General features: G+C 72.7%; 24 protein-coding genes and 3 pseudogenes. 14 read left to right on the plus strand and 13 right to left on the minus strand.

Annotated features, from left to right (window positions below; translation table 11 throughout):
• Positions 1 to 6: 6 nt before the first annotated feature.
• Positions 7 to 456: a nitroreductase family deazaflavin-dependent oxidoreductase gene (locus ABZW18_RS22480; protein ID WP_356190069.1), complete on the minus strand. Its 450-nt coding sequence runs from the start codon at positions 454 to 456 to the stop codon at positions 7 to 9.
• 125 nt (positions 457 to 581) lie between these two features.
• On the opposite strand from ABZW18_RS22480, the gene ABZW18_RS22485 reads away from it, so the two are divergent.
• The 3 genes from ABZW18_RS22485 (at position 582) to ABZW18_RS22495 (ending at position 3,535) form a co-directional block, all read left to right on the plus strand.
• Positions 582 to 1,322, plus strand: coding sequence for a TetR/AcrR family transcriptional regulator (locus ABZW18_RS22485; RefSeq protein ID WP_356190072.1), 741 nt, complete (start codon positions 582 to 584; stop codon positions 1,320 to 1,322).
• 432 nt (positions 1,323 to 1,754) lie between these two features.
• Positions 1,755 to 2,873 (plus strand): sensor histidine kinase, encoded by a 1,119-nt coding sequence (locus tag ABZW18_RS22490; RefSeq protein ID WP_356190133.1) that lies wholly within the window; start codon positions 1,755 to 1,757, stop codon positions 2,871 to 2,873.
• Positions 2,870 to 3,535, plus strand: a complete 666-nt coding sequence (locus ABZW18_RS22495; RefSeq protein WP_356190075.1) for a response regulator transcription factor — start codon at positions 2,870 to 2,872, stop codon at positions 3,533 to 3,535. The genes ABZW18_RS22490 and ABZW18_RS22495 overlap by 4 nt, the downstream gene beginning before the upstream one ends.
• Here the strand turns inward: ABZW18_RS22495 and ABZW18_RS22500 are convergent.
• Positions 3,496 to 3,756 (minus strand): DUF6332 family protein, encoded by a 261-nt coding sequence (locus ABZW18_RS22500; RefSeq protein WP_356190077.1) that lies wholly within the window; start codon positions 3,754 to 3,756, stop codon positions 3,496 to 3,498. The two genes, ABZW18_RS22495 and ABZW18_RS22500, sit on opposite strands and share 40 nt — an antisense overlap.
• A 193-nt stretch (positions 3,757 to 3,949) precedes the next feature.
• The gene (locus ABZW18_RS22505) at positions 3,950 to 5,176 is read right to left on the minus strand and encodes an MFS transporter (RefSeq protein WP_356190080.1); all 1,227 of its coding nucleotides are present in this window, start codon (positions 5,174 to 5,176) and stop codon (positions 3,950 to 3,952) included.
• Between the two features lie 17 nt (positions 5,177 to 5,193).
• On the opposite strand from ABZW18_RS22505, the gene ABZW18_RS22510 reads away from it, so the two are divergent.
• From ABZW18_RS22510 to ABZW18_RS22520, 3 genes and pseudogenes are all read left to right on the plus strand, one after another.
• Entirely contained in the window at positions 5,194 to 6,441 is a 1,248-nt protein-coding gene (locus ABZW18_RS22510) for an ROK family protein (protein ID WP_356190083.1), read from the plus strand.
• A 352-nt stretch (positions 6,442 to 6,793) separates the two neighbouring features.
• Complete coding sequence (locus ABZW18_RS22515) at positions 6,794 to 7,096, plus strand: SHOCT domain-containing protein (protein ID WP_356190085.1); 303 nt, start codon at positions 6,794 to 6,796, stop codon at positions 7,094 to 7,096.
• A 71-nt stretch (positions 7,097 to 7,167) separates the two neighbouring features.
• Positions 7,168 to 7,532, plus strand: a pseudogene (locus tag ABZW18_RS22520) (hypothetical protein); the annotation flags it as partial.
• Positions 7,533 to 7,796: 264 nt separating this feature from the next.
• Here ABZW18_RS22520 and ABZW18_RS22525 read toward each other — a convergent pair.
• Together ABZW18_RS22525 and ABZW18_RS22530 are read right to left on the minus strand one after the other, a co-directional pair.
• The gene (locus tag ABZW18_RS22525) at positions 7,797 to 8,363 is read right to left on the minus strand and encodes an ATP-binding protein (protein ID WP_356190088.1); all 567 of its coding nucleotides are present in this window, start codon (positions 8,361 to 8,363) and stop codon (positions 7,797 to 7,799) included.
• Positions 8,364 to 8,539: 176 nt separating this feature from the next.
• Positions 8,540 to 8,869, minus strand: coding sequence for a hypothetical protein (locus ABZW18_RS22530; protein ID WP_356190090.1), 330 nt, complete (start codon positions 8,867 to 8,869; stop codon positions 8,540 to 8,542).
• Positions 8,870 to 9,083: 214 nt separating this feature from the next.
• On the opposite strand from ABZW18_RS22530, the gene ABZW18_RS22535 reads away from it, so the two are divergent.
• Positions 9,084 to 10,217: a PLP-dependent cysteine synthase family protein gene (locus ABZW18_RS22535; RefSeq protein ID WP_356190136.1), complete on the plus strand. Its 1,134-nt coding sequence runs from the start codon at positions 9,084 to 9,086 to the stop codon at positions 10,215 to 10,217.
• 4 nt (positions 10,218 to 10,221) lie between these two features.
• Positions 10,222 to 10,323 (plus strand): annotated as a pseudogene (locus ABZW18_RS22540) (IS5/IS1182 family transposase); the annotation flags it as partial.
• Positions 10,324 to 10,346: 23 nt separating this feature from the next.
• Here the strand turns inward: ABZW18_RS22540 and ABZW18_RS22545 are convergent.
• On the minus strand, positions 10,347 to 10,949 hold the full coding sequence (locus tag ABZW18_RS22545; protein ID WP_356190092.1) for a DUF2867 domain-containing protein: 603 nt from the start codon (positions 10,947 to 10,949) through the stop codon (positions 10,347 to 10,349).
• Between the two features lie 95 nt (positions 10,950 to 11,044).
• Here ABZW18_RS22545 and ABZW18_RS22550 point away from each other — a divergent pair, with 95 nt between their 5' ends.
• Positions 11,045 to 11,605 (plus strand): TetR/AcrR family transcriptional regulator, encoded by a 561-nt coding sequence (locus tag ABZW18_RS22550; protein ID WP_356190094.1) that lies wholly within the window; start codon positions 11,045 to 11,047, stop codon positions 11,603 to 11,605.
• Between the two features lie 46 nt (positions 11,606 to 11,651).
• Here the strand turns inward: ABZW18_RS22550 and ABZW18_RS22555 are convergent, their stop codons facing one another.
• Both ABZW18_RS22555 and ABZW18_RS22560 read right to left on the minus strand, forming a co-directional pair.
• On the minus strand, positions 11,652 to 12,143 hold the full coding sequence (locus ABZW18_RS22555; RefSeq protein ID WP_356190096.1) for an SRPBCC family protein: 492 nt from the start codon (positions 12,141 to 12,143) through the stop codon (positions 11,652 to 11,654).
• A gap of 70 nt (positions 12,144 to 12,213) precedes the next feature.
• Complete coding sequence (locus tag ABZW18_RS22560) at positions 12,214 to 13,068, minus strand: DeoR/GlpR family DNA-binding transcription regulator (RefSeq protein WP_356190098.1); 855 nt, start codon at positions 13,066 to 13,068, stop codon at positions 12,214 to 12,216.
• 215 nt (positions 13,069 to 13,283) lie between these two features.
• Between ABZW18_RS22560 and ABZW18_RS22565 the strand changes: the two genes are divergently transcribed.
• Entirely contained in the window at positions 13,284 to 15,701 is a 2,418-nt protein-coding gene (locus ABZW18_RS22565) for a hypothetical protein (protein ID WP_356190101.1), read from the plus strand.
• On the opposite strand, the gene ABZW18_RS22570 is transcribed toward ABZW18_RS22565, so the two are convergent.
• The 4 genes and pseudogenes from ABZW18_RS22570 to ABZW18_RS22585 all read right to left on the minus strand — a co-directional run bounded on the left by ABZW18_RS22570 (position 15,671) and on the right by ABZW18_RS22585 (position 20,241).
• Positions 15,671 to 18,091, minus strand: a complete 2,421-nt coding sequence (locus ABZW18_RS22570; protein ID WP_356190103.1) for a right-handed parallel beta-helix repeat-containing protein — start codon at positions 18,089 to 18,091, stop codon at positions 15,671 to 15,673. The two genes, ABZW18_RS22565 and ABZW18_RS22570, sit on opposite strands and share 31 nt — an antisense overlap.
• A gap of 96 nt (positions 18,092 to 18,187) precedes the next feature.
• Positions 18,188 to 18,779 (minus strand): annotated as a pseudogene (locus tag ABZW18_RS22575) (hypothetical protein).
• A 112-nt stretch (positions 18,780 to 18,891) separates the two neighbouring features.
• Positions 18,892 to 19,716, minus strand: coding sequence for an MOSC N-terminal beta barrel domain-containing protein (locus ABZW18_RS22580; RefSeq protein WP_356190106.1), 825 nt, complete (start codon positions 19,714 to 19,716; stop codon positions 18,892 to 18,894).
• A gap of 60 nt (positions 19,717 to 19,776) precedes the next feature.
• Positions 19,777 to 20,241, minus strand: a complete 465-nt coding sequence (locus ABZW18_RS22585) for a DUF6643 family protein (protein WP_356190108.1) — start codon at positions 20,239 to 20,241, stop codon at positions 19,777 to 19,779.
• Between the two features lie 298 nt (positions 20,242 to 20,539).
• On the opposite strand from ABZW18_RS22585, the gene ABZW18_RS22590 reads away from it, so the two are divergent.
• Entirely contained in the window at positions 20,540 to 21,823 is a 1,284-nt protein-coding gene (locus tag ABZW18_RS22590) for a TerD family protein (RefSeq protein WP_356190139.1), read from the plus strand.
• 104 nt (positions 21,824 to 21,927) lie between these two features.
• Here the strand turns inward: ABZW18_RS22590 and ABZW18_RS22595 are convergent, their stop codons facing one another.
• Positions 21,928 to 23,133 carry a glycosyltransferase gene (locus ABZW18_RS22595; RefSeq protein WP_356190109.1) on the minus strand — a complete coding sequence of 402 codons (1,206 nt, stop codon included), beginning with the start codon at positions 23,131 to 23,133 and terminating at the stop codon, positions 21,928 to 21,930.
• 345 nt (positions 23,134 to 23,478) lie between these two features.
• Between ABZW18_RS22595 and ABZW18_RS22600 the strand changes: the two genes are divergently transcribed.
• The 3 genes from ABZW18_RS22600 to ABZW18_RS22610 all read left to right on the plus strand — a co-directional run bounded on the left by ABZW18_RS22600 (position 23,479) and on the right by ABZW18_RS22610 (position 25,560).
• A complete protein-coding gene (locus ABZW18_RS22600; RefSeq protein WP_356190111.1) occupies positions 23,479 to 24,264 on the plus strand; it encodes an aspartate/glutamate racemase family protein in 786 nt (261 codons plus the stop codon).
• A gap of 125 nt (positions 24,265 to 24,389) precedes the next feature.
• Entirely contained in the window at positions 24,390 to 24,953 is a 564-nt protein-coding gene (locus tag ABZW18_RS22605; protein ID WP_356190114.1) for a hypothetical protein, read from the plus strand.
• 127 nt (positions 24,954 to 25,080) lie between these two features.
• Entirely contained in the window at positions 25,081 to 25,560 is a 480-nt protein-coding gene (locus ABZW18_RS22610; RefSeq protein ID WP_356190117.1) for an NUDIX domain-containing protein, read from the plus strand.
• The last annotated feature ends 60 nt before the right edge of the window (positions 25,561 to 25,620 follow it).

Here is a 25,620-nt window from a genome sequence, read left to right on the forward strand (position 1 = left end):
TCTGTCTCATCCCTGGACGGTGATCCGGAAGATCGGGTGGTCGGGGGCGATCCTGCGGAGCTCCTCGTCGGAGGAGTCGGGTCCGACGCCACCGAAGAAGGCGCCGACCTCCGCCTTCCACCGCTGGAGATAGGCGCGCAGCAGCTCGGGCTTCTCGTCGTCCGGGACCTCGACGGCGGTGAAGGTGTCGACGTTCTTGCCGAGGTGCAGCTCACCACCGCCCGCGGCGCGCATGTTGTGGGTCCACTGGACGTGGCCGCGGGGTGCGACGAGGTAGTGCCGTCCGTCGACGGTGAGCAGATTGACCGGGGTGCGGCGCCACTCACCGCTCTTGCGGCCGCGCACGGCCAGAACTCTCGACCCCCACACGCTCACTCCGCGCCGGGTGAGCCAGGCGACGGCGCGGTTGAGCACCTGGACGGTGAACCAGCCGGGCTTCTTGACGTGATCGACCATCGGATTCCTCCAGAAGTGTGAGCACTGCTCTCCCTGAAGAGCAGTGTTGCACTTTCCAAGGAGCTGAAGCAAGAGCAGTGCTCTTGTTGTTGGCCGCTGATCCGGACAGTGGCAGACTGGCCGCCATGACTGCCATCAGGGGAGCCAGGGAACGCGCCCGCATCGAGGTCACCGCGGCCATCAAGGACGAGGCGCGGCGGCAGCTCGCCGCCGCGGGCGCGGCCAAGCTGTCGCTGCGTGCCGTCGCCCGCGAGCTGGGCATGGTCTCCTCGGCGCTCTACCGCTATTTCCCCAGCCGTGACGATCTGCTGACCGCGCTGATCATCGACGCCTACGACGCCCTCGGCGAGGCCGCCGAGCAGGCGCTCGCCAAGGCCTTCCACGACACCCCCGTCGACCGCTGGACCGCGGTCTGCCGCGCCGTACGCGCCTGGGCCCTCGCCCGGCCGCACGAGTACGGCCTCATCTACGGCTCACCGGTGCCCGGTTACTCCGCACCCGAGGCCACCATCGAGCCGGCCTCCCGCGTGGGCCTCGCCCTCATCGCCGTCGTCGGAGACGCCCATGCGACCGGCGTCTTCCGCGTACCGGACGAGCCCCCGGCCCCTGAAGCGGTGCTGCGCGACGCCGGGCGGCTGCGCGAGCGACTGGGTGTGACGCTGCCCGCCCCGCTCCTGGCGGAGACCGTGGCCGCCTGTGCTCAGCTCTTCGGCCTGGTCAACTTCGAACTCTTCGGCCAGTTCAACCGCGTGGTCGAAGCCAGGGAGGAGTTCTTCGACCGGGCCGTGCTCCGTCTCGCCCGGGGCATCGGCCTGGACCGTTGTGCCCCAGCCGCTGCGGGCGGCGGCGACGGCGCCGGGGCCTGAGGCGGCGAGCCTGCTCCACAGGGGTCGCGCGGCCACCCCGCCGCGACCGATTCCGGGGCGGGCCAGGGCTGCGGGCGCCGGAGCCGGGCGCGGTGCGGAGCTACGCGGGTGTGACGCGACGGTGAGGCGGCGTGCCGTGCGGTGTGACGCGACGGTGAGGCGGCGTGCCGTGCGGCGGCATTCGGTCCGGTGGCGTGCCGTGCGGTGGCGTGCGCGGCGGCGGTGGGCTACTGCGCAGGGAGTACGCCGGATCACCACGCCCGGCTGACGCCGTACGTCCCCGGCCAGGTCTAGCGTTGCCCTATGACAGCGGGACGGGCGCCGGAGCCGCAGCAGGACACGCGCGGCGAGCCGCTCTGGCACTGGCTGCTCCAACCCCCGGGCCTGCGGCGGCTGCCCTGGGCCTCCTCCCTCGCCGTGGCCTTCCTGCAGATGGGCGGATCGCAGTTCGCGTCGCACGAGCAACCGGCCCGGGAGCCGCTCGACGCCTTCGCCCGGGTGCTGCTGCTCGTCGGACCGGTGCTGCTGCTCCTGCGCCACCGCAATCCGCGGGTGGCCGTTTTCGGCGCGTCCGCCGCGGCGTTGCTCTACATCGGAGCCGGATACGCCTACGGCCCGATCTTCGCCAGCGTCGCCATCGCCTGCTTCGCCGCCATCACCTCGGGGCACCGCCGCGCGGCCTGGTTGGCGATCGGCCTGCTCTGGGCGGGCCATCTGCTCATCGGCCACTGGCTCTACCGCCGGCTGCCGCCGGGTGGCGACGACTCGGCGCCCTGGGGCCAGGAACTGGGCGTCACCGCCTGGGTGCTGGCCATCGTCGCCGCCTCCGAGCTGGCCCGGGTGCGCCGCGAGCAGCTGGTCCGCGAGCGCGCCGAGCGGCGGCAGGCGGAGCGCCGCCGCACCGACGAGGAGCGGCTCCGTATCGCCCGCGAGCTGCACGACGTGCTGGCTCACAGCATCTCCGTCATCAACGTCCAGGCCGGCGTCGGTCTGGCCCTGCTGGATCAGGACCCCGAGCAGGCCCGTACCGCGCTGACCACCATCAAGAGGGCCAGCAAGGAGGCGCTCGGTGAGGTCCGTCAGGTACTCGACACGCTCCGTACGCCGGGCGACGCGCCGCGCTCGCCCGCCCCCGGGCTGGACCGGCTGGCCGAGCTGACGGAGCAGGCCTCCCATGCGGGCCTGACGGTGGAGGTGGCCGTGGAGGGCGTACGGACCCCGCTTCCGGCAGGCGCCGACCTCGCCGCCTTCCGCATCGTCCAGGAGGCCCTGACCAACGTTGTCCGCCACTCCGGCTCCCGCACCGCCCACGTGCTACTGCGCTACGACCCCGGGCAGCTGGAGATCCGGGTGGACGACGACGGTCCGGCGACGACCGGTGGCGAAAGCGGCGGCGGCAACGGGCTCGTCGGAATGCGGGAGCGGGCGGCCGCACTCGGTGGCACGGTCGAGGCAGGCCCGCGCGGCGACGGGGGTTTCCGGGTGCTGGCACGCATCCCCATCGCCTCCGCGGATACGGTGGCACCGGACCCGCAGAAGGAGACACCGTGATCCGCGTACTGCTCGCCGACGACCAGCTGCTCGTCCGGGCAGGCTTCCGGGCTCTGCTCGACGCGCAGCCCGGCATCGAGGTCACGGGCGAAGCCGCGGACGGCGAGCAGGCCCTCGCAATGGTCCGCGAACTGCGCCCGGACATCGTGCTGATGGACATCCGCATGCCACGGCTGGACGGACTGGCGGCCACCCGCCGGATCACCGGGGACCCGGAGCTGGAACAGGTGAAGGTGGTCATGCTCACCACCTTCGAGCTGGACGAGTACGTCTTCGAGGCGATCCGCTCCGGCGCGTCCGGGTTCCTCGTCAAGGACACGGAACCGGAGGAACTGCTGCGGGCCGTACGGGCCGTGGTCGACGGCGACGCACTGCTGTCCCCCGGAGTGACGCGCCGTCTGATCGCCGAGTTCGCGGCCCGCTCGAAGGAGCCCGCGGCGGAAACGAGCCTGAGCGAGCTGACCGAACGGGAACGGGAGGTGATGGCCTTGGTCGGCATCGGACTGTCCAACGAGGAGATCGCACGCCGGCTGGTCGTCAGCCCGCTGACCGCGAAGACCCACGTCAGCCGTGCCATGGTGAAGCTGGGCGCCCGCGACCGGGCCCAACTGGTCGTCCTGGCCTATGAGTCGGGCCTGGTCCGCCCCGGCTGGCTCGGTTGACGCCACAGCACCCGCACCACGCGCACCACGAAGGCCGCAGCGGCTGTGACCGCGGCGGCCTTGAACAGCAGCTGCTCCTCACCGCGGGGCAGGTCCCCCAGCAGCGCGGGGCTCGCGAGGGCGAGGAACACAACGGCTCCGAGCACCGCGCCGGTGACGACAGCGAACATGATCTCGACGGTCATCGCGTCGCGCTCGGCCTGCGTATGGGTACGGGGCATGACCGCAGTCTGCCAACCCCCGTTCGACCGGACGGCAGGCTTCCGTACCCGCCCCCACCACCCCTGCGAGGGAAGCCGAGCTATGCCGATCTTCGAACGGCCGTACCGCGGACGGCTGCGGAGCTTCCGAAGGGCACGGGTGTGTCGTCGGCCGGACACCGGCCACCAGCGCTGCCGGTCCACTGGTGGAGCGTCAGCCCTGGGGATGCCGCGTCGCGCCCCGGGTGGCATACGCGACGACCGCCGCCACGCCCGACAGCATCGCGACCGTAGTGAGGGCGGCGGGCAGCGAGAGCCAGTCGGCGAGGAAGCCGATCGCGGGCGGGCCGAGGAGCATCCCGCCGTAGCCGAGCGTGGAAGCGGCGGCGACCCCCTTCGCTCCGGCCAGCGCCCCCGCCCGCCCGATGGCGATGGGGAAGATGTTGGCCAGGCCCAGTCCCGTGACGGCGAAACCGGCCAGCGCGGGCCATACGGACGGGGCCAGAGCGCCGAGCAGCATGCCCGCCGTGGCGGTCGCACCGCCCGCCACCAACGCACGTGTCTGCCCGAGCCGTTCGAGCAGCGCCGTGCCGGTCAGCCGGCCGACCGTCATGGCGAGCGCGAAGACGGAGTAGCCCGCGGCGGCGATCCCGGGGTGGGCGCCCAGGTCCTGCTGGAGGTGGAGCGCGCCCCAGTCGGCGAGCGCCCCCTCGCCGTAGGCCGTGCACAGCGCGATCAGGCCGAAGACGACGACCAGCCGGCGCGTACGGCCCGTCGGCCGGTTCCCAGGCGCGGCGGCGGGCCGCTCCCGCTCGACGTGCGGCACGGGGTGGGCGAGGAGCGTACGGCCCGCTGCCGCCGTCAGGAGCAGCCCGGCGATGGTGAGCACCAGCAGATGCCGGCCGACGGAGAGATGACCCGCCACCAGGCCGCCGAGGCCCGCGCCGAGCATTCCGCCGAGGCTGAAGGCGGCGTGGAAGCTCGGCATGACCGGGCGGCGCAGCGCGGCGACCAGATCCACGGCAGCGCTGTTCATGGCGACGTTGATCGCGCCATAGGCCGCGCCGAAAGCCAGCAGCACCAGCCCCAGGGCGAGCGCGGAATGAGTGAGTGGCGGCAGGGCGATGCTCAGCGACAGCAGTCCGCCGGAGGCCACGGTGACCGGGTGGTTGCCGAAGCGGCCGCACAGCCGTCCGGTGACCATCATGGTGGCGACCGCGCCCGCCGACACGCCCAGCAGGGCCAGACCGAGATCGCCCGCGGAGGCGCCGGTCTGCTGTTTGATCGCGGGGATGCGCACCACCCAGCCGGCGAACAGGAAGCCGTCGAGGGCGAAGAATGTCGTCAGGGCGATACGGAGGCGGTTCAGGGCGGGGTCGGCGGTGTCGCGGTGAACGACTCTCCCCGGAAGGGCGGTCCGTATTTTGTTTAGGATCGGCACAAAGTAAGAATAGAGGCGTGACCCAGACTCGGACAACACGGCTGGAGAGAGGCCGCAGCGCCCTCGGCCCGGCCCTGGAGCTCGTACACACCGGCCGCGCGCCCACGCGCTCCGTGCTGACCGCGGAGCTCGGCGTGACCCGCGCCACAGCGGGCGCGGTCGCGGCCGAGCTCGAGACGCTCGGGCTGATCCAGGTCGACTCCCGGCCCGGGGCCGCCGCCGGATCGCAGGGCCGCCCCTCCCACCGGCTGGCGATCGACCCCGCCGGCCCCGTGGTCCTCGCCACCCAGGTGCACGCCGACGGCTTCCGCGCCGCGCTGGTCGGCCTCGGAGGCCGGATCGTGGCCACGGTGCCGGGCTGCATGACCGTGCCCGCCGACCCCGTGCACGTGCTGAGCGCCGTCGTCGACGCGGGCGCCGAACTGCTGCGCGGCAGCGGCCGGCGCTGTCTCGGCGCCGGGCTCGCCGTCCCCTCGGCGGTCGCCGAACCCGAGGGCGCCGCCCTCAACCCACTGCACGTCGCCTGGCCGGCCGGCGCCCCCGTACGGGAGATCTTCGCCGAACGCGTACGGGCCGCGGGCCTCTTCGGCGCCGACGGCGGGGGCGGGGCCACGGGTACCGGGCCGACCGCCTTCACCGGCAACGACGTCAACCTCGCCGCCCTCGCCGAACACCGGCACGGGGCGGGCCGCGGCGCCCGTGACCTGCTGTGCGTGGCGACCGGCCACCGCGGCGTCGGCGGGGCCCTCGTCCTCGACGGGCGGCTGCACAGCGGCAGTTCGGGCCTCGCGCTCGAAGTCGGCCATCTGACCGTCAACCCGCAGGGGCGGGCCTGCCACTGCGGCAGCCGCGGCTGCCTCGACGTCGAGGCCGACCCGCTCGCCTTCCTCACCGCCGCCCGCCGTGACCCCGGTCCCGAGGTGTCCCTCCTCCAGCAGGCCCGGGACCTGCTGCGCACGGAGTACGACGACCCCTCGGTACGGACCGCCACCGAGGTGCTCATCGACCGCCTCGGCCTGGGACTCGCCGGACTGGTCAACATCCTCAACCCGGACCGCATCATCCTCGGCGGACTCCACCGCGAGCTGCTCGGCGCCGATCCGGAGCGGCTCCGCGCCGTCGTCGCCGACCGCAGCCTGTGGGGACAGAGCGGAAGTGTCCCGATCCTGCCGTGCACCCTCGACCACAACAGTCTGGTCGGGGCGGCCGAACTGGCCTGGCAGCCCGTCCTGGACGACCCGCTCGCCGCGCTGCAGCCGGTCTGACCGCTCCCCGCCGCGGCGCCCCCGCTCCCCGGACTGCGTCCGGGTCTCCCGGGCACGGCACCCCGTCGGCCTTCGGCAGGGGACCCGGGTACGGGATCGGTGCTCCGCCCCCGCTGCGACGCGCCCCGGGGAGACTCCTCGGCGCGGTCAACGGGGCGCTGACCAGGGAGGCAGACGGCAGAGCAGGCAGCGCAGGCAGGCGGGTCGCACCGGCCGCCGAGGCGTAGTGCCGCGTCCCGCCGTACTCCCGCGGAAGCAGCCCAGAAGCCGTCCGGCGTACGACGACACGGCACCCCTCCCGCGGCGACTTTCGGTAGCGAGGCAGAAATCTCTACCGAGGAGTGATGCGACCATGAACACTCTTGCCCACAGTGTCCACGACGGCGGGCCCGGCCCGTGGATCCTGCTCTTCCCGCTGATCTGGGCCGCCGTCATCGCCGGTGTCGTGATCCTGCTGCGGCGCACCGTGTGGCGCGGCCGTGGTCCCGGCCGTGGCCGGTCACCGTGGCAGCCGCGGGCGGGGTACGACGAGAACTCGCCCCTCGATCTGCTCGGACGGCGCTTCGCCGCCGGAGCGATCGACGAGGACGAGTACTGGCGCCGGCTCTCCGTTCTCAACGAGGAGTTCGGCCGCAGCAAGGGCGGTGCGGCATGACCGCCCTCACCACCACCGGCCCGGTCCCGGCGGGTCCGCATCGTCGACGCCGTCAAGGTGGTAGGGCACGGGGGAAGCAGCAACACGTCGCCGTCGCCCGCGCGTTCGCCGGGCGGCCCGACGTGGTCTTCGCCGACGAACCGACCGGCAACCTCGACTCGCGCCCCGCGAGGAGGTGCTGGGGCTGCTCGGCCGCGCCGTACGCGACATGGGCCGCACCGTCGTCATGGTCACCCACGACCCGGTGGCCGCCGCCCACGCCGATGAGGTCGTCTTCCTCGCCGACGGCCGCCTCGTCGACCGGATGCATGAGCCCACCGCCGAGCGCGTACTCGACCGGCTCCAGCGCTTCCTGCCGGTTCAGGACGCCTCATCGGCCGCGGCCGCGGGGCCCCGCACCCCAGGGCCCGCCGTCACGGAGCGAGTGAGGACATGAGCAGCGCTACGGGCAAAGGGCGGAGCGGCGCCCGCGCCTCACTGCGCATCAGCTCCGCTTCGCTCCGCGACCACCACTCGTACGGGCCTCCGACAGCGCCGGGACGAGTGCCTTCTCGGTACCGCCGCTGCAGCTCACCGTGGTCGCCCTGGTGGGCCTGGCCGCCGGTGTGCTGGCGGGCCGGCGCCCGGCACGCCGTGCGGCGCGGCTGGACGTCCTGCGGGCACGGAGTGACCCGCAGGCACTGCCCCTACGCGGCCCCGGTCACCACGCGACGGCCGACCGGGGCCCGTTCCGGTCCGGCCACTCGGCCGTCATCGGCGCGGGGCCGGCCGGAACGCCGTGGGCCGCGGCCGGAGCGGGCGTGCACAGGGGGTAGGGCGCGAAGGAGGTGCCCGGCGTCGGCGGGCCCGCGGCCGAGGCCGGGACAGCCGCAGCCGGTGCGTGCAGCGTGAACCAGACCGCCTTGCCCCCGTCGTCGTGCGGCCGTACCCCCCAGCTCTCGCTGAACGAGGCGACCAGCGCCAGGCCGCGGCCGCAGGTGGCGGCCAGGTCCGCACCGCGCAGACTCGGTACGCGCGGATCGCTGTCGCGCACCGATACGGTCAACCGGTCCGTGAAGAGAGCGATCTCGACTCTGCACTGCTTGTCCGGCTCCGCATGTCGATGGACGTTGGTGAGGAGCTCGGTGACCCCGAGCGCCGCCGAATCGATCAAGGGATCGAGATGCCAGTAGCGCAGCTGCGCCGAGACGATCCTGCGGACCTGTCCGATCCGCGACGGCAGGGCCTGGAGCTCCACCGTGCAGTGCCTGCTTGGCTTGCTGATCACGGACGACTCCCTGATGAGGTTCGGAAGACGAAGAACGCATCCAACAGTGCTGACTGCTGCCCATGTCCGGCGGCTCCGGCTCGATGCGTCACCGCTGGTGAACCCTCAGTTACGTCTCACCAGAGTGACCCCGGGAGAGCGCACGCGCAACTCGCGCAACCCCCGAGGAATGCACATCATGTCCGTGCCGCTTGCCCGCCCGCCGTCCGCACCGCGTCGAGGAACCGGTGTGCCAGGGTCGGCCCCGGCTCTCCCTGGGCGGTGTCCTGCCCTCCCAGGGTCAGCAGGTAGCGGGTGCCGTTGATGGTGGCCAGCGCCCGGTCCCGAGCCGAGAACCACGGCTTGCCCGCGCGCACCAGATGCACCGGCGCGCTGTCGATCTCGCTCCCGTAGCTGGTCAGCAGCGTCAGCCTGCCGTCCCGGATGCGCACCTGCCCGGCGCGGGTGAGGGAGCGCAGACGGCGCCCGATCCGTACCCCGGTCGCCGTGAACTCCGGTTCTGCCATCCGCACCGCCCCCTAGTGAAAACGTCGGCGAGAGAAGGCGTCGGCTGCACCGCCATCGTCCTCCCCTTCTGCGCAGTCTGCCCGCGGCCGGGCTCGTGCACCAGTGCCCCTTTATGATCGAAATGACCCGGTGATAGCGTCCGGGCACTGAACATGATCGTGAGGAGCGGCGCTGGTGCGCACCACCCAGCAGGAGCAGGCCGGCGGCGCGGCCATGACCATCGACGTGGACCGCAGCGATCCGGGCTACCGGGCATGGCTGAAGGAAGCGGTACGCAAGGTCCAGGCCGACGCAAATCGCTCTGCCGATACGCACCTTCTGCGTTTCCCGCTGCCCGAGGAGTGGGGCATCGACCTGTACCTCAAGGACGAATCCACCCATCCGACCGGCAGTCTGAAGCACCGTCTGGCGCGCTCGCTGTTCCTGTACGGGCTCTGCAACGGATGGATCCGGCCGGGCAGGCCGGTGATCGAGGCGTCCAGCGGCTCGACCGCGGTCTCCGAGGCGTACTTCGCGGCGCTGATCGGGGTGCCGTTCATCGCGGTGATGCCGCGGACGACCAGCCGGGAGAAGACCCGGCTGATCGAATTCCATGGCGGACGGTGCCATCTGGTGGACGACCCGAGGACGGTGTACGCGGTTTCGGCTCAGCTCGCCGCCGACTCCGGGGGCCACTACATGGACCAGTTCACCTACGCCGAGCGGGCCACCGACTGGCGGGGCAACAACAACATCGCCGAGTCGATCTACCAGCAGCTGCGCCTGGAGCGCTATCCCGAACCGGCCTGGATCGTCGCCACCGCCGGCACCGGCGGCACCTCCGCGACCATCGCGCGGTACGTGCACTACATGCTCTACGACACCCGGGTCTGTGTGCCCGATCCGGAGAACTCCTGCTTCTTCGAGGGCTGGACGACCGGGAACGCGGATGCCTCGAGCGAGTGCGCGTCGCGTATCGAGGGCATCGGGCGCCCGCGCATGGAGCCGAGCTTCGTGCCCGGCGCGATCGACCGGATGATGAAGGTACCGGACGCGGCCAGCGTCGCGGCCGTACGGGCCCTGGAGCGCGCCATCGGCCGCAGGGCCGGGGGCTCCACCGGAACCGGTCTGTGGAGCGCCCTGAAGATCGTCGCGGAGATGGTGGCGGAGGGGCGTACGGGCAGTGTTGTCACGCTGATCTGCGACCCGGGCGACCGCTACCTCGACAAGTACTACTCCGACGCGTGGCTGGAAGAACAGGGCCTGGACATCGCGCCGTACACCACGGCGATCCGCACACTGCTCGCCACCGGCGTCTGGCCCGACCCCACGTCCTCACCGGACCAGGCTCCCGTTCGAGCGGACTAGGCATCTGCCCAAGACCGGGCGTCGGGGCGGGCGTTGGGCCAGGCACCGCAGGGTGATCAACGGCATTCTTTTCCGGGAGCGGACCGGGGTGCCGTGGCGGGATCTGCGCGCCGGCTGAGGACGGAACGGTCAGCGCACGCTTCTCCCGGCGGCGTTCGCCTGCCACTCGCGGCCGATGGAGCGCATCAGCGCCGGGTACACCCCGATGTACCGGAAGGGCTTGATGGCGGCCATGTAGAGGGTGCCGAACAGCCCGTTCGGCTTCACCAGGACGGCCATCTGGCCGCGGTAACCGCCGGACCCGTCCGGGACCCAGCCGATGTGCATCACCGCGTGCACGATCTTGTTGCCCATCTCGGCGGCCCACTCTTCGTCCCGCTGATAGAGGGAGGTGAACGGGGACGAGCCGAGGTCGGGACCCTGGGGGCCCTCGCGAAGGTCCGCCGGCAACCGGTCACGCAGGGAAGGCAGCCGGGTGCTGATGCCGGTACCGGACTTGTCCCAGCCGAGCAGTGCTCCGAGCTTCCAGCGGACGGCGAAGAGCGCGCGGGAGACGGGACCTTCTCCGTTCACCCCGCTCCTGATTCCTTCGGCGGTCTGGCGCACCAGCCACACAAGGTCGTCGGGTCCGCCGGGGGTGGGCAGTGCCCACACGTCCTCGACCGTGAAGTCGTCGGCGATCTCGTGGATCCGCCAGGGGCGGTCGGTGTGGGCGGTTCGGGGAAGTCGCATGAGCAGGGCCCTATCTATACGGTGACGTATATATCGAGCGTAGACCCATCTATGCGCCCCCGTATACTCGGCAGGGACGTGAGGAGGCACACCCCATGGGCGCGACCCGCACGCCACGCGGCAAGTGGATCGAGGAAGGCTTGCGGGCACTGGTCGCAGGCGGCCCCGAAGCCGTCCGGATCGAGGCGCTGGCGCAGGGGCTCGGCGTCAGCAAGGGTGGCTTCTACGGGTACTTCCGCAACCGGGGCGCGCTGCTCACCGAAATGCTCGACACCTGGGAGTACGAGGTCACCGAGAGCGTGATCGAGCAGGTTGAGAGCGACGGGGGAGACGCCAGGGCCAGACTGGAGCGGCTGTTCGCCATCGTCGCCGCCGCCACCGACGGGCCGGTGCGGGGCACCACCGCCGATATAGCGATCCGCGACTGGGCCCGCCGCGACGCGACCGTCGCCGAGCGCCTGCGCCGCGTCGACAACCGCCGTATGGACTACCTGCGTTCCCTGTTCTCCTCCTTCTGCCCCGACGAGGACGAGGTCGAGGTCCGCTGCCTGCTCGCCGTCTCGGTGCGCATCGGCAACCACTTCAATGCCGCCGACAACGGCAGGCGCAGCCGCGCGGAAGTGATGGAGCTGATCAGGCAACGGCTGCTGGAGTAGCCGCCCCCGCCATCGTCACCCGCACGTGGCGTCACTCTCACGTGGCTCAACGTGCGCCGGGACCGGCCCCTTCCGAGAGCCGCTCGTCGAGGGCGCGCACCGCATCGCGGAAGGCGCGTCCCAGGCCGGGACGCAGGATCCTCAAGGCCAGCCGCAGCGGTGCGGGACCGTCGGCCGCGAACGTCCACTGCACCCGGGTGCCGGTGCCGGCCGGCGACAGCCGCCACTCCTCCAACAGGGCTTTCAACCCCGGGGCGTTGGTCTCGTCCACGCGGTACGCGTACCGCTCCGGGGATTCAGCCGCCAGGATCGTCTCCCGGAAGCGGGTGCCGCCGCTCAGACGCACCTCACGGCCCGTCCCGCCACCGGTCGGCCGGGCCGCCGTGACCGCACGGAACCACCGCGGCCAGTTCTCCACATCCTCGGCCAGGGCCCGGTGCACCACCTCGGGAGCGGCGCTCACATCGGCCGAGAAGACCAGCCGCACCGGAGCGGACACCACGAAGTCGAGTTCCACGGGGCGGAGTCGGCGCGCCATTCGACGTGCACCTCCCAGGGGGTTCCCGGTCGCTGCTGTGCCGGGGCGAAACACCATAGCTGCCGGGTCGTCAGATGTCTTCGGTGCCTTCGGTGCCTTCGGTCTCGCCGGCGACCACCAGCTGCGGCAGGTGCTCGGAGATCTCCGCCCGGGCGGCCGCGGGCAGCCCCGCGTCGGTCACCAGCGCGTCCACCTCGTCCAGCGAGGCGAAGGAACTCAGCCCCACGGTCCCCCACTTGGTGTGGTCGGCGACCACCACCACCCGCCTCGCCGACTGCACGAACCGCCGGTTGGTCTCCGCCTCCGCGAGATTCGGCGTCGACAGCCCGGCCTCCACCGATATCCCGTGCACCCCGAGGAACAGCACATCGAAGTGGAGCGAGTGGATCGCCTGGTCGGCGACCGGCCCCACCAACGAGTCCGACGGCGTCCGCACCCCGCCCGTCAGCACCACCGTGGCCGCCTCGGACCGGTGCGCCTTGCCCCCGCGCGCCGCCGCCCGCTGCGCCGTGTGGAAGACCTCCGCCACCCGCACCGAATTCGTCACCACGGTCAGATCCGGCACGTCCAGCAGACGGTGCGCCAGGGCGAACGTGGTCGTCCCACCGGAGAGCGCGATGGCCGAACCAGGCGCCACCAGCGGGGCCGCCGCGCGGGCGATGTCCTCCTTGGCGGTCAGCTCCAGGCTCGACTTCGCCTCGAAGCCCGGCTCATGCGTACTCGCCTCGGCGACCGGCACCGCGCCGCCGTGCACCTTCTCGATCACGCCCTGCCGGGCCAGCGCGTCCAGATCCCGACGGACCGTCATGTCCGAGACGTTGAGCTTCCGGGTCAGCTCGTTGACCCGGACCCCGCCGCGCCGCCGGACCTCGTCGAGGATCAGGGCACGCCGCTGCTCCGCGAGGAGATTCTGGTTGTCGCTCACCCCGGCCCGTCCTTCCACCCGCAATGATCGTCCCGGCCCGTCCGCGTTCATCCTCGCATGGGCCGGTGACACCGGCCGGGCGTGCGCCCCCGCACCACCACCGAGCGCCCGTCGTGCCACATCACGATCCGGCTTCCCTCACCGGCAGGGGGCTGCGCCCGCCCCGCCCTGGCAGGATCCTGGAGCGGCACTCGTACGGGATCGGGGGAGAGGCGATGGCGTCGGCCATGCAGCCGGACACAGGCACGAGGACGGACCGGGGAGAGGCGGGGCGGGGCGATACGAGACGGGGTGGCGAGCCGGAACTCGCCCTCGAACTCCTGGTGCACGGGGTCGGCGGCACCACACCGCAGGAGATGCTCGACGATCCCAGAACGGTCCTCGTGACCGGGGACGAGACCGCCGGCATCTTCCGGCGCACCGACGACGCCGACGCCGAGTGCCGACCGGAGGAGTACCGGGACCGGCCCGTCCCCGAGGCCTACTGCTGGTCCAATCTGACCTCCGGCAACGGTGCCCGCGCCCTGTGGCTGGTGCTGCTGCCCTTCATGGTCGCCAACCTCGCCCACTGGATGCGGCCCGCCTCCTCGAGCCGCCACACCGCGGTGCGCACCTACGGTGTCCTCGTACGGCTGCTCTCCCTGAGCCTCACCGTGCTGCTGGTCGCCGCCGCCTGCGAGGTCGCGCTCGATCTGCTGGCCTGGCAGTGCGCGGGCTCCGCGGTCTGTGCCGCGGACAAGTCCTGGCTCGGTTTCCTTTCCCCGGACCACGGCGGCTGGTGGAGCCTGCCGGGCCGGCGGCTGGCCCTCGCCGCCCTCGTGCCCGCCGCCCTCACCGGACTGCTGTGGTGGCTCTCGCACCGCACCTGGAGCGCGTACGAGAGCCAGCCGCCGCTGCGCCGCGCGGTCGGCGAGGACGACCCCGAGGCGGGCGCCCGCCCCGCGCTGCGGCTGCCCGGCTTCTGGTACGGCCGCCGTCTGGTGGCCCGGCTGCGCGCCGCCCACACCGCCGCGGGCTTCCTCACCGTCGCCGCCGCCCTCGCCGCGGCCGCCACCCGCTACGACCGCAAGCCCGGCGGCAGCGCCTGGCTGGACGCCCTCGGCTGGGGGCTCGAAGCGGCGCTGGTGGCCGCGGGGACCTTCGTGGTGTGGGTGGTGTGCAGCAGGGGGCGCAGCGAGACCGAGCCCGACGACCGGCTGGACAAGGCGATCGTGCGGGCCCTGCCCGGCACCGCCCTCGGCATCCTCGGCGTCGCCGTGCTGCACGCCGCCTGGTCGCGCCCCGGCTGGACCTCCAGCGGACTGCTGCCGGGCGACGAGACCTTCGGCGTGATCGCCCTCGGTCAGGGCGCCCTCGTCCTCGGCATCGCCGCGACCGCCTGGCGGCTGCGCCGCAGCGCCCCCGAGGAGCGCGGCGTGCTGGGCGGACTCGGCGGAGCGGCGGTGGCGATGCTCGCCTGCGCGCTCGGCGGACTGATGTCCGGCGGAGTGGCCCAGCGCGTCGCTGATTGGCTGGACGGTCCCGGCACCCCGGGAATGGAGGGCGGGCCGATCACCGGGCCGCCGGTGGTGCTCTCCTGGCAGGCCGCGATCATCCCGCTGCTGCTCGTCGCCCTTGTGATCATCGCGGGCTACTTCGCCGGCCAGACCTGGCGGGTCCGCCGCCAGGAGATCCGCGCCATGCCCGAGGTCTACCCGTGCGAGCCGGCGGACACGGCCCGCACCCGCAGGATCGCCGGGACCGTCGCCCGCGCCGGACTCACCGACTGCGCCCCCTGGTTCGTCGGCACCACCGCCGTGATCACCCTCGTGCTCGGCGGCGTCGCGGTCCTCGGCGCCTGGGGCACCAGCGAGGTACCTGGCCGGGCGGCCGAGGGCGCCCCGGGTGTGATCGCCGCCTGCGCCCAGACCGCGCAGGCGGTCGGCTCGTGGCTGATCGGCCTGGGCTTCATACTGTTCATCGCCTCGGGCCGGCGTGCCTACCGTGACGCCTCCGCCCGCCGCACCATCGGCATCCTCTGGGACGTCGGCACGTTCTGGCCGCGCGCGGCGCACCCCTTCGCGCCCCCCTGCTACGCGGAACGGGCCGTCCCCGACCTCACCTGGCGGATCGCCACCTGGACGCAGAGCACCGGCGGGCGGCTGGTGATCTCCGGTCACTCCCAGGGCAGCGTCCTGGCCGCCGCCGCCGTCTGGCAGCTCGACCCCCGCACCCGCCGCCGGGTGGCCGTGCTGACGTACGGCTCGCCCCTGGAGCGTCTGTACGGACGCTGGTTCCCGGCATACTTCGGTGCCGGCAAGCTGCGTGCCCTCCACCGCGAGGTGCACTGTTGGCGCAACCTGTGGCGCCGTACGGACCCGATCGGCGGACCCGTCCTGCCGGTCGCCGGCACGGAGCCGGAGGTGGACCGCGGCCCGCTGCTCGACCCGCTGGCCTACGGCCGCACCGCCGAACATCCGCTCCCCGCCCCGATCCTGGGCCACTCCGACTACCAGGCCGACCCGGCCTTCGCCGAGGAGCGCGCGGACCTCCTCGCACGCCTCCCGGACGCCCCGTGCCTCCCGGACGCCGTGCCGCGCCCGCGCGGCGAGGAGGACGGCGCTCAGGAGAGCTCGGGCAGGTCCTCCGGGTAGAGGAGGGTGAGGTCCTCGGTGCTCGGGGCGGCGAGCTGGGCCACCCGGCCCGCATGCCGCTCCACCATCGCTTCGAAGGTCTGGCGGGCGGTCCTGCCGTTGCCGAACGCCGGGCCCTTGGGGATCAGCGTGAAGTATTTGAGCAGTGCCTCGGAGGCGCCGTCACCGATGTGGTACTCGTGCTCCTCGGCCTGCTGCTCCACGATGCGCAGCAGCTCCTCGGGCGCGTAGTCGCCGAAGGTGATGGTGCGGGAGAAGCGGGACGCCACACCGGGGTTGACCGACAGAAAGCGGGCCATCTCCGCCGTGTACCCGGCGACGATCACCACCACGGACTCCCGGTGGTCCTCCATCAGCTTCACCAGGGTGTCGATCGCCTCACGGCCGAAGTCCCGCCCCGAGTCCTCGGGGGAGAGGGCATACGCCTCGTCGATGAACAGCACGCCGCCGCGCGCCCGGTCGAACGCCTCCTGGGTGCGGATCGCGGTCGAGCCGATGTGCTCGCCGACCAGATCGACCCGGGACACCTCGACGAGATGGCCGCGCTCCAGGACGCCCAGCGAGGCGAGGATCTCGCCGTAGAGCCGGGCGACCGTGGTCTTGCCGGTGCCGGGGGAGCCGGTGAAGACCAGATGGCGGCGGGCGGACGCGGCCTTGAGCCCGGCCTGCTGCCTCCTGCGGCCGACCTCGATCATGTCGGTGAGTGCCCGGACCTCCCGCTTGACGCCCTCCAGGCCCACCAGCGCGTCGAGTTCGCCGAGCACGGCGCCGGACGGGCGTGCGGGCTCCGCTTCCGGTTCCACCGCCCCGGAGGCCGCGGACGGCTGCTGCGCGGGTACGGCGGCGAGCAGGCCGGCCGTCCGGGAAGCGGTCTGCACGGCGGGAGCAAGGGCAGCGGGCGCAGCGGGCCGCCGGTGCTCGGCGCTCTCGTCGCTGGTGCAGTCCTCGCTGACCGGCCCCTCCTCGGCGAACTCGTAACCGCCGCGCGCGCAGCGCTCGGTACGGCAGCGTGTCAGGGTCGTACGGCAGCCGTCGATGATGTGGAAGCCGTAGCCGCTGCTGCCCGTCACCCGGCAGTTGTCGAAGGTGCCGCGGCCCTCCGCCGAGACGTAGAAACCCGCCTCCGTGGGTGACGTGACCGTGCACCGCTCGACGGTGGGGTCGGCGCCCTTGGTGACGATGATGCCCGTGGCCGCGCCGTCGATGGTGCAGCCCGCGAGGGTGCCGCCGCTGCCGTGGTCGCGGAACCAGGCGCCGGTCGAGGCCTCCCGGATGCGGCAGTCGTCCAGCTGTGCGCTCGCCCCGTCGCTCACCGACACCGCAGTGTTGCGGACCTGCGAGATGTCGCTGTCCACGACATCCGCGCGCGAGCCCCGGTCGAGGACGAACAGCGCGTCCGGCACATCGTGCACCCGGCACGAGTCGAGCACGGCCACCGCGCCGTCGCTCACCCACACCGCCGGGTAGTCGCCCGTGCTCTCGTGTATCTCGCACTGGTTGGCGTCGACCCGCGTCCCCGGGTCCCAGACGGACAGCCCGTTGCGCCCGAAGCGGCGCACCTTGCTGCGGGTGAGGGTCAGTACGGAGCGGGAGCGCAGATCGACCGCGTTCTCCGGGATGTCGTGGATGTCGCAGTCGGAGAGAGTGAGGACGGCGTCGGTGTCGAGGGTGACGCCGTCCGCCGACGTGCGGTGGACCGTGCAGTCGGTGAGGATCCCGGTCGCGCGCGAGGCCACCTGGACGCCGGTGCCCTTGATCTCGTACACCTCGCAGCCGATGGCCTCCAGCGAGCTGCCCTCGCCGGTCAGCGACATCCCGGCGCCGGAGGTGTGGTGGATCCGGCAGCGCTCCAGCCGTGGGTGCGCGCCGCCGCGCACGGCCACGCCGGACTGGCCCGCGCAGACCACCTCGCACTCCTCGAAGACCCCGCCCGCGCCGTCCATCGCGCCGATACCGATTCCGCCGGGGTTGTCGACGGTGCAGCGCCGCACGATGGGGCGGGCGCCGCCGCGGACCTCGATGCCCGCCGCCGAGCGGGTCGCCACCCTGAGGCCGGTCAACTCCGGTGCGCCGTCCTCGACGAGGAGCGCGGGCGCTGCCGAGTCCTGGCCCTCGATGTACAGGTCCTGGATGGTCGCGGAGGCGCGGACGGTCAGGGCGACCCCGTCGGCCGGGGCGAGGCGCACCGAGCCGCGGGCGCTTTCCGGGCCGCGCAGGGTGACGGCCCGCCGGACGACCAGGTTCTCGCGGTACGTACCGGGGGCGATGGACAGCACGTCGCCGTCCCCCGCGGCCTCCAGGGCCGCGGCGAGGGAGGCGTACTCTCCCGTGCGGCGCCGCCACCGCGATGTACCGGTGTGCGTCACCTGGACCGTGCCCTGTGGTGCCATGCTGCTGCCGTGCCCCCACCTCGTGCGTGCGTTCACCGCGTACGGCGGTGTACTGGCGCTCCACCGTAGCGTGCGCGGCGCGGGGGAGTTGACCGGTCAGCTGCCTGCGCCGGTCCGGCCCCAGTCCTGACCGGCCCGCTCCCACGCCCGGTCCCACTGCACGTACCGCCGGCGCATCAGACGCCATACGACCAGTCGCCGTGCGACCTCCAGCAGTCCGGCCGCCGCGGCGCCCGCGCCGACACCCGCGAGGGCGGCGTGCGCGGCGGCTGTCGACGCGTCCATGGGACGGGGGACGAGCTGTCCCCGGGCGTTGGTCCAGACCCGGAAGCGGTCGCCCGGGTTCATGGCCCGCGGGGCCGGTCGCACCGGCCCCGCGGGGGGATGTCCAGCCGGCGAGGACGCGGCGGTGCGCGTCCCGGTCGGACGAGGTCTCGGGGTCGGGGTCGACGGGTGGATGGGGCAGCTGCCGGACGACCGTCGCCGTCACGAGGTGCCGCTGCTGGTGCTGTTCCGATACGGACCGTGCCAGGGCGTCGTGCACGAGAGAGCGGGACGTCAGGCCGACGGCCGGCGCGCCGACCACGATGAACAGGGCGGCGAGCAGCGCCACCCAGGCCTCGGTGAGATCGGTTCCGCGGCGCAGCGGATTCCGCCGCCACCGCCAGAGTCCGCGAATGGCCCGCACTGTCATCCACCCCCTTCCGTGCATCGGTAACTACCACATACCGGGCGGCACATGCGTGGCGGCGGTCAAGAGAGAGCGACGTCACCCGTGCCCCCGCGTGCCCCGGCGCGGGTTACCCGATGACCTCCACAGGGTCCCCGGTGCGGAGGGTGCCGGTGCCCTCGGGGATCAGATTCTGGCCGAAAATCAGCTGATCGCCATCGAGCCTGTGCCGGGCGAGGGTACGCAGCGGCTCCTTGCCGCGTTCACCCGTCCGCTGATCTGTCGTGGTGATCACACAGCGGCCGCTCGGTTTGGCGACGCGGAAGGAGACCTCGCCGATCCTGATCCGGGACCAGTCGTCCTCGGCCCAGGGCGCGGTGCCGTCCACGACGACGTTGGGCCGGAAGCGGTTCATCGGCAGCGGCCCCTCGTCCGCGTGGTCGCCCTGGGCGATAAGGGAGTTCAGGGCGTCGAGGGAGGCCGTGGTGGTGAGCAGCAGCGGATACCCGTCGGCGAAGCTCACGGTCTCGCCGGGGCGGGAGTACGCGGGGTCGATGGGACGGCAGTGCGCCGGGTCGTGGAGATACACCAGTCGCACGTCGGTGCCGAGGTGGTCGCTGAACCACTCGGACGCCGCCCGGTCTGTCGGCACCGCGTCGACCTTGTCGCGCCAGACCTCCACGGCGACGGTGCCGACGGGCTCGGGGACGCGTACGGACAGTGGTTCACGGTCCGCCGCGCTGAGCCGGATGCCTCCCCCCGGCAATGGCTCGGCGGCCGCCAACGCCAGCCGGGGACAACGGCGCTGGGTGATCGTCCGCCCGTCGGAGTCGACCAGTGTCCATCTGCGGTCCCCGGCGAGTCCCCATGGCTCCACCGTCGCCTCGGCGGGGGCATGGCCCGCCACGGACTTGACCGGGTAGACGCGGACCGCGCGGAGAGTTGGGCTTGGCATGAGCCCAGTCTGACAGCAGGGTCCGGCACCCGGCAGAGCGGCCGGACCGGAACGAGCCGGTCAGTAACCGCGCCCCTGCTGGTACTGACGGCCGTACGGGTCCTCGTACGGCGCCGGTGCGGGCCTGGGAGCCGCCGGGCGGGGTGCGGCCGGGCGGGGGGCGGCCGGGCGCATCTGCTCGTAGCCGTTGGGGGCCTGGTACTGCTGCGGGCCCGGGTAACCGCGCGGGGCCGTGGCCTGTTGCGGGATGTACGGCGACTGGGCCTGCTGCAGCGGAGTGGGCTGCTGCGCGGCGGCCGGGTAGCCGTACCCGGGGGCGTAGTGCTGGGAGGGACCTGCGGGGAGCGCGGGAAGCGCCGAGGAGAGCGCCGGCAGATTGCTGCCGGAGTCATACGCGGACGGGACCCGTATCGGGGCTATCTGCGGGGTGCCCCGCTCTGCGACCAGGCTGTCGTAGATCGGGGTGTCCGGGAAGGAAGGCGCGGAGTAGTAACCGCCGCCATAGGTGGAGCGGGGGGAGGTCATGCTGCATAAGTTAAGCCCACGATGTGCTGGTTGGGGAGACCGATAAGAGGGTTGTTTCTGGTGTTCGGAGCGGCTCTCGATCACCAATGTGAGCAAAGGTGGGGGAAACGGGCTTCCTGCCGGTGTAAATCGCGTAAAGGCCGAGTTCCCGACGGGTTACCGCGGGTTGGCCCGGAAGAGTGGAGGGTCTCGCCCGGCGGGGACGGTACCGCCGGCGGACCGCGAGTCATAGGTTGTTCCCGGACATCACGGTCGCTGACCTCGGTCGGAGAAGAGCAAGGAGGGGGAGAGCGTGGCGATGCGCAAGGGTTCGAACGTTCCGGTTCCGGTGTCCGCGGTGCGGATCGAGTTGGGCTGGCGCGAGGGGCCCGGGGTGCCGGACGCCGACGCGTCCGCTCTGCTGCTCCAGGAATCGGGCAAGGTCCGCTCCGACGCGGACTTCGTGTTCTACAACCAGGCCGTGCACGCCTCCGGCGCCGTACGGCACGAGGGCAAGCGCACCGCCGGGGGCTCCGTCACCGACACCCTTTCCGTGGATCTCGCCGGGGTGGAGCCCGCGATCGAGACCGTCGTCCTCGCGGCATCCGCGGACGGCGGCAACTTCGGGCAGGTGCCGGGGCTGCACATCCGCGTACTCGACGCCGCGAACGGGGCGGAGCTCGCCCGGTTCGACAGTGAGGACGCCTCCGTCGAGAGCGCCTTCGTCCTCGGTGAGCTGTACCGGAGGCAGGGGGCGTGGAAGTTCCGGGCCGTCGGGCAGGGCTACGGCACGGGACTCGCCGGGCTGGCCACGGACTTCGGGATCTCGGTCGACGAGCCGCAGCCCGCGGCGGCACCTGCTCCCGCTTCCGGTCCGTCCCCGGCAGTCCATCCGGCGCCGGCCGCGCCCCCGGCGCCCGTACGGCAGCCGGCGCCCCCCGCTGCTTCGCCGGCTTCACCGGTGAGGCTCACGAAGGTCACGCTGACCAAGGAGTCCCCGGCGGTCTCACTGACCAAGCAGGGCGGCACATCCGGAGCGCTGCGGGTCAATCTCAACTGGCAGGTGCACAAGCAGTTCAAGGGGTGGGGCAGCAAGCTCGGCCGGGCCCTGGCCATGCACGCCGACCTGGACCTCGACCTGTGCGCGCTGTACGAGCTCAGCGACGGCAGCAAGGGCGTCGTACAGGCGCTCGGCAACGCCTTCGGCTCGCTGCACCAGCCGCCCTTCATCCACCTCGACGGCGACGACCGGACCGGCGCCGCGACCTCGGGCGAGAACCTCACCGTCAATCTCGACCGCAAGGACGCCTTCCGCCGCATCCTGATCTTCGTCACGATCTACGAGGGCGCGCGCAGCTTCGCCGATCTGCACGCCACCGTCACCCTCCAGCCGCAGCACGGCGCCCCGGTGGACTTCTCCCTGGACGAGTGCACGGTCCCGTCCACGGTCTGCGCCCTCACGCTCATCACCAACACCGGAGGCGGTGAACTCGTCGTCCAGCGCGAGGCCCGCTACCTGATCCCGGAACGCGGCGTCAGCCCGCAGCGCACCGTCGACTACGCCTATGGGTGGGGCATGAACTGGACCCCCGGCCGCAAGTGACACCCCGGGCCCGGCATGTCGTGCCGGGCCCCTCCCGTCCCTGCTCCCGCATGTCCTGCTCCGCGCGGAAGCCGCGATGCCGTGACAGCTCGCGCTTCGCCCTCTCAGGGCCGGGCGCCCTCTTCCGCTGCGCCGGGCCGGGCGGGCCGCGGATAGGTCCGCCCCTTCCAAGCCGCCCCCTGCCCCCGGTAGTGCCGCACGGCCGAGTCAAGCGTCATCAGCAGATAGAGCGCTGCGGTGAACGGCAGCAGCGGCGCAAGCCACAGCGGCTGGCCGTAGTAGCGCAGCATCGGCAGATACGTGCCGGTCATCGCCGCCCACGCCGTGGCCCCGGCCGCCACCGGGAGGGGGCTCCCGGTCAGTGCCCCTCCCACCACCGCCACCGGGGGCGCGAGATAGACCACCGCAAGACCGCCGGCAGTCCCCATGAGCAGCAGCGGATTGTGCCGCAGCTGGGCGTACGCGCTGCGCGACACCATCCGCCACAGCTCGCCCAGCCGCGGATACGGGCGCACGCTGTCCACCCGGTCGGCGAGCCCCAGCCAGATGCGCCCGCCGCTGCGCTTCACCGCCCGGGCGAGGGCCACATCGTCGATCACGGCGTCGCGGATGCTCTCCGGGACACGCGCCCGCTCGGCCGCGCTGTCGCGCAGCAGTACGCAGCCGCCTGCGGCGGCGGCCGTGCGCGCCCCGGCGCGGTTGACCCGGCGGAACGGATAGAGCTGCGCGAAGAAGTAGACGAACGCCGGGACGATCAGGCGCTCCCAGAACGTGGCCACGCGCAGCCGCGCCATCTGCGAGACGAGATCGAGGTCCGCGCCGCGGGCGGAGCTCACCAACGCGCGCAGACTGTCGGGCGCGTGGGTGATGTCCGCATCCGTGAGCAGCAGATACTCCGGTGCCGGGGTGCGGGTACGGGCGAGCGCGATGCCGTGCCGCAGCGCCCACAGCTTGCCGGTCCACCCGGGCTCCGGCTCGCCGGGAGAGCAGACGGTCAGGGCCGGACCCCTGGCGCGGTCGGCGCGGTCGGCGAGTTCGCGTGCCAGCCGTCCGGTGCCGTCCGTGCTCCCGTCGTCGACCAGGAAGACCTCCGCGTGCCCCGGATACTCCTGGGCGAGCAGCGAGCCGAGGCTCACCGGCAGCACTTCCGCCTCGTCCCGGGCCGGTACGACGATGGCAACGGCGGGCCACTCCGCCGGATCCTCCCGCCGCGGCAGCCGTACATCGGCCAGCCAGAACGACCCCTGACCGAGCAGCAGCCATCCCCAGGCGGCGAGCGATCCGACGGCGATCCAGGTAAGCGGGCTCACCCACGGCAGTCTGCCGGACGGGGGTCCCGGCGGCGGCGATGCGCGGGGCGTTTCTCCGTGCGGTCACCTGCCGCGTCTCCGTGCGGTGGTCACCTGCCGCGCCGCCACGAGACAGCGCTGCGCGTGAGGTGTCCGCCAGGGGAGGCATGGCCGCAGCGAGTGACACACGATGCTCAGCGGCGGCATGCGGCGGAGGAGTACGGGGGCGGAAGCTTCGGTTGGAGGGGTGGTGGGTGAGCGGCGGCCACAACGCGTCCCGGGGGCATCCCCGTAGGCCTTCCGAGGTACGGCCCGAGACCCCCCTCCGCAGGCGGCCCCGAACGGACCGTCCACTAAGGTTGCCGGGTGAAGATCGCCCTCATCGACTCCGGGATCGGGCTTCTGCCGACCGCTGCCGCCGTGCGACAGCTGCGGCCCGATGCCGCACTCGTCCTCTCCTCCGACCCCGACGGCATGCCATGGGGCCCCAGGACTCCCGGAGACGTCAGCGCCCGCGCGCTCGCCTGCGCCAGGGCAGCCGCCCTGCACCGGCCCGACGCGCTGATCATCGCCTGCAACACCGCCTCGGTACACGCCCTTCCCGCGCTCCGCGCCGAACTGGAGCCCACACTTCCGGTGGTCGGGACGGTACCGGCGATCAAGCCCGCCGCAGCCGCGGGCGGCCCCGTGGCCATCTGGGCCACGCCCGCAACGACCGGCAGTCCGTACCAGCGCGGGCTGATCAAGGACTACGCCGACGGTGTCATGACCACCGAAGTGCCGTGCCCGGGCCTTGCCGACGCCGTGCAGAGCGCGGACGAACCGGCGATCGACGCCGCCATCGCCACGGCTGCCGCCCTCACGCCCCGGGACGTCAGGGCCGTTGTCCTGGGCTGCACCCATTACGAGCTGGTCGCCGAACGCATCAGGGCCGCCCTGCGGCAGCAGGGCGCCTCGCCCACGCTGCACCGCTCCGCCGGAGCCGTCGCCGCCCAGGCGCTGCGCCGGATCGGTGCCCAGCCCGCACCCGCCGCCGATCCGGCCGACGAGCTCACGGTGATCCTCAGCGGCCGCGAGTCCGCGCTCCCCGCCGCGGCCCTGGCGTACGCAGAGGGGCGCGCACTCGCGGCCGCGAGCCCCGCCCGCGGCTAGGGCTGTTCCAGAAGCGGCGCCGTCCGCCCGGGTGCGGCGGGGCGCACTGTCCAGCCTGGTCATACACACACAGTGGCGGCTCGCAACTCGCTGCTGCCGCGGCAGATCACAGGTACGATCCTGACATGAGGGACGACCTCCACGACCACGAGGAAGCTGCGGCCGGACCCGTCCCCGAGGTCTGGACCGGACGTGCGACGAACCGTGCGCAGTGGCCGCTCGCGGCGATCGGCGGGGCCTTCCTGGCCCTGGGCATCCAGCTCGCGGTGAACTCACCGTGGGACTCGGGACTGGCCCCTCTCCTCATGGCGGTGATCGGCTGTATGGCAGCCGGCTTGCTGATCATCTTCGGCACGCTCGCCTTCGTCCACGTCCACGTCACCGTCGACAGCGACGCCGTCGAAGTGCGCTGCGGCCACGTGGGGCTGCCGCGCCGCCGGATCCCGCTCGAAAATGTCGTCGGCGCCTCCTTCGCGCCCCGCGTCACCCCCCACGACTGGGGCGGCTGGGGCTGCCGCTGGCGCCCGGAGAAGGGCACAGCCGTCGTAGTGCGCCGCGGCGAAGGCCTCGTGGTACGCCTCGGCGACGGCCGGATCTTCACCGTGACCGTGGACGACGCGGAGGACGCGGTGAAGGTGATCAGCGACCGACTGCGCAGCATGGCCGCCCGCCGCGCCACCCAGGCCTGATCCCACCGGCGCACACCCTTCTCTCCCCCGGCGACGCCGCACGCCGACTCCCGTGCGGGCCCGGGCCCGGCGACTGAGCAGTGGGCCGTCCCACCGGAGTCGGAACCGGCTCCTCTAGGCTCCTCGCATGGCGACACCCGACTTCATCCGCGAGCTGCGCGCGAGCGCCGGCCACCAACTCCTCTGGCTGCCCGGTGTGAGCGCCATCGTGTTCGACGACGACGGGCGGGTGCTGCTCGGACGCCGCGCCGACACCGGCAGATGGTCGATCATCGGAGGCATCCCCGACCCCGGCGAGCAGCCCTCCCAGACGGCTGTGCGCGAGGTGTACGAGGAGACCGCGGTGCGCTGCGTCCCGGAGCGCGTCGTTCTCGTCCAGGCGCTTGACCCCGTCGAGTACCCCAACGGCGACCAGTGCCAGTTCATGGACATCACCCTGCGCTGCCGCGCGGTCGGCGGCGAGGCCCGGGTCAATGACGACGAGTCGCTGGACGTGGCGTGGTTCCCGATGGACGGGCTTCCCGAGCTGGAGGACTTCGCCCTGATGCGCATCAAGCAGGCGCTGAGCGACGGCCCGGCATGGTTCCAGCCCATCGTCAGCCTCTGAAGTATGGTGCGCTGCGCCGCCACATCGGTCGGGCCGTCCGCGCTGCCTAGGGTGCCGGGC

Source organism: Streptomyces sp. NPDC004647, assembly GCF_040609575.1.
GTDB lineage: Bacteria > Actinomycetota > Actinomycetes > Streptomycetales > Streptomycetaceae > Streptomyces.

Bases quoted from the DNA above. Each gene is read 5' to 3' on its own strand.
- ABZW18_RS22480 (WP_356190069.1), bottom strand. From the start codon at position 456: ATGGTCGATCACGTCAAGAAGCCCGGCTGGTTCACCGTCCAGGTGCTC.
- ABZW18_RS22485 (WP_356190072.1), top strand. From the start codon at position 582: ATGACTGCCATCAGGGGAGCCAGGGAACGCGCCCGCATCGAGGTCACC.
- ABZW18_RS22490 (WP_356190133.1), top strand. From the start codon at position 1,755: ATGGGCGGATCGCAGTTCGCGTCGCACGAGCAACCGGCCCGGGAGCCG.
- ABZW18_RS22500 (WP_356190077.1), bottom strand. From the start codon at position 3,756: ATGCCCCGTACCCATACGCAGGCCGAGCGCGACGCGATGACCGTCGAG.
- ABZW18_RS22515 (WP_356190085.1), top strand. From the start codon at position 6,794: ATGAACACTCTTGCCCACAGTGTCCACGACGGCGGGCCCGGCCCGTGG.
- ABZW18_RS22530 (WP_356190090.1), bottom strand. From the start codon at position 8,869: ATGGCAGAACCGGAGTTCACGGCGACCGGGGTACGGATCGGGCGCCGT.
- ABZW18_RS22535 (WP_356190136.1), top strand. From the start codon at position 9,084: ATGACCATCGACGTGGACCGCAGCGATCCGGGCTACCGGGCATGGCTG.
- ABZW18_RS22545 (WP_356190092.1), bottom strand. From the start codon at position 10,949: ATGCGACTTCCCCGAACCGCCCACACCGACCGCCCCTGGCGGATCCAC.
- ABZW18_RS22550 (WP_356190094.1), top strand. From the start codon at position 11,045: ATGGGCGCGACCCGCACGCCACGCGGCAAGTGGATCGAGGAAGGCTTG.
- ABZW18_RS22555 (WP_356190096.1), bottom strand. From the start codon at position 12,143: ATGGCGCGCCGACTCCGCCCCGTGGAACTCGACTTCGTGGTGTCCGCT.
- ABZW18_RS22565 (WP_356190101.1), top strand. From the start codon at position 13,284: ATGGCGTCGGCCATGCAGCCGGACACAGGCACGAGGACGGACCGGGGA.
- ABZW18_RS22570 (WP_356190103.1), bottom strand. From the start codon at position 18,091: ATGGCACCACAGGGCACGGTCCAGGTGACGCACACCGGTACATCGCGG.
- ABZW18_RS22580 (WP_356190106.1), bottom strand. From the start codon at position 19,716: ATGCCAAGCCCAACTCTCCGCGCGGTCCGCGTCTACCCGGTCAAGTCC.
- ABZW18_RS22585 (WP_356190108.1), bottom strand. From the start codon at position 20,241: ATGACCTCCCCCCGCTCCACCTATGGCGGCGGTTACTACTCCGCGCCT.
- ABZW18_RS22590 (WP_356190139.1), top strand. From the start codon at position 20,540: ATGCGCAAGGGTTCGAACGTTCCGGTTCCGGTGTCCGCGGTGCGGATC.
- ABZW18_RS22605 (WP_356190114.1), top strand. From the start codon at position 24,390: ATGAGGGACGACCTCCACGACCACGAGGAAGCTGCGGCCGGACCCGTC.
- ABZW18_RS22610 (WP_356190117.1), top strand. From the start codon at position 25,081: ATGGCGACACCCGACTTCATCCGCGAGCTGCGCGCGAGCGCCGGCCAC.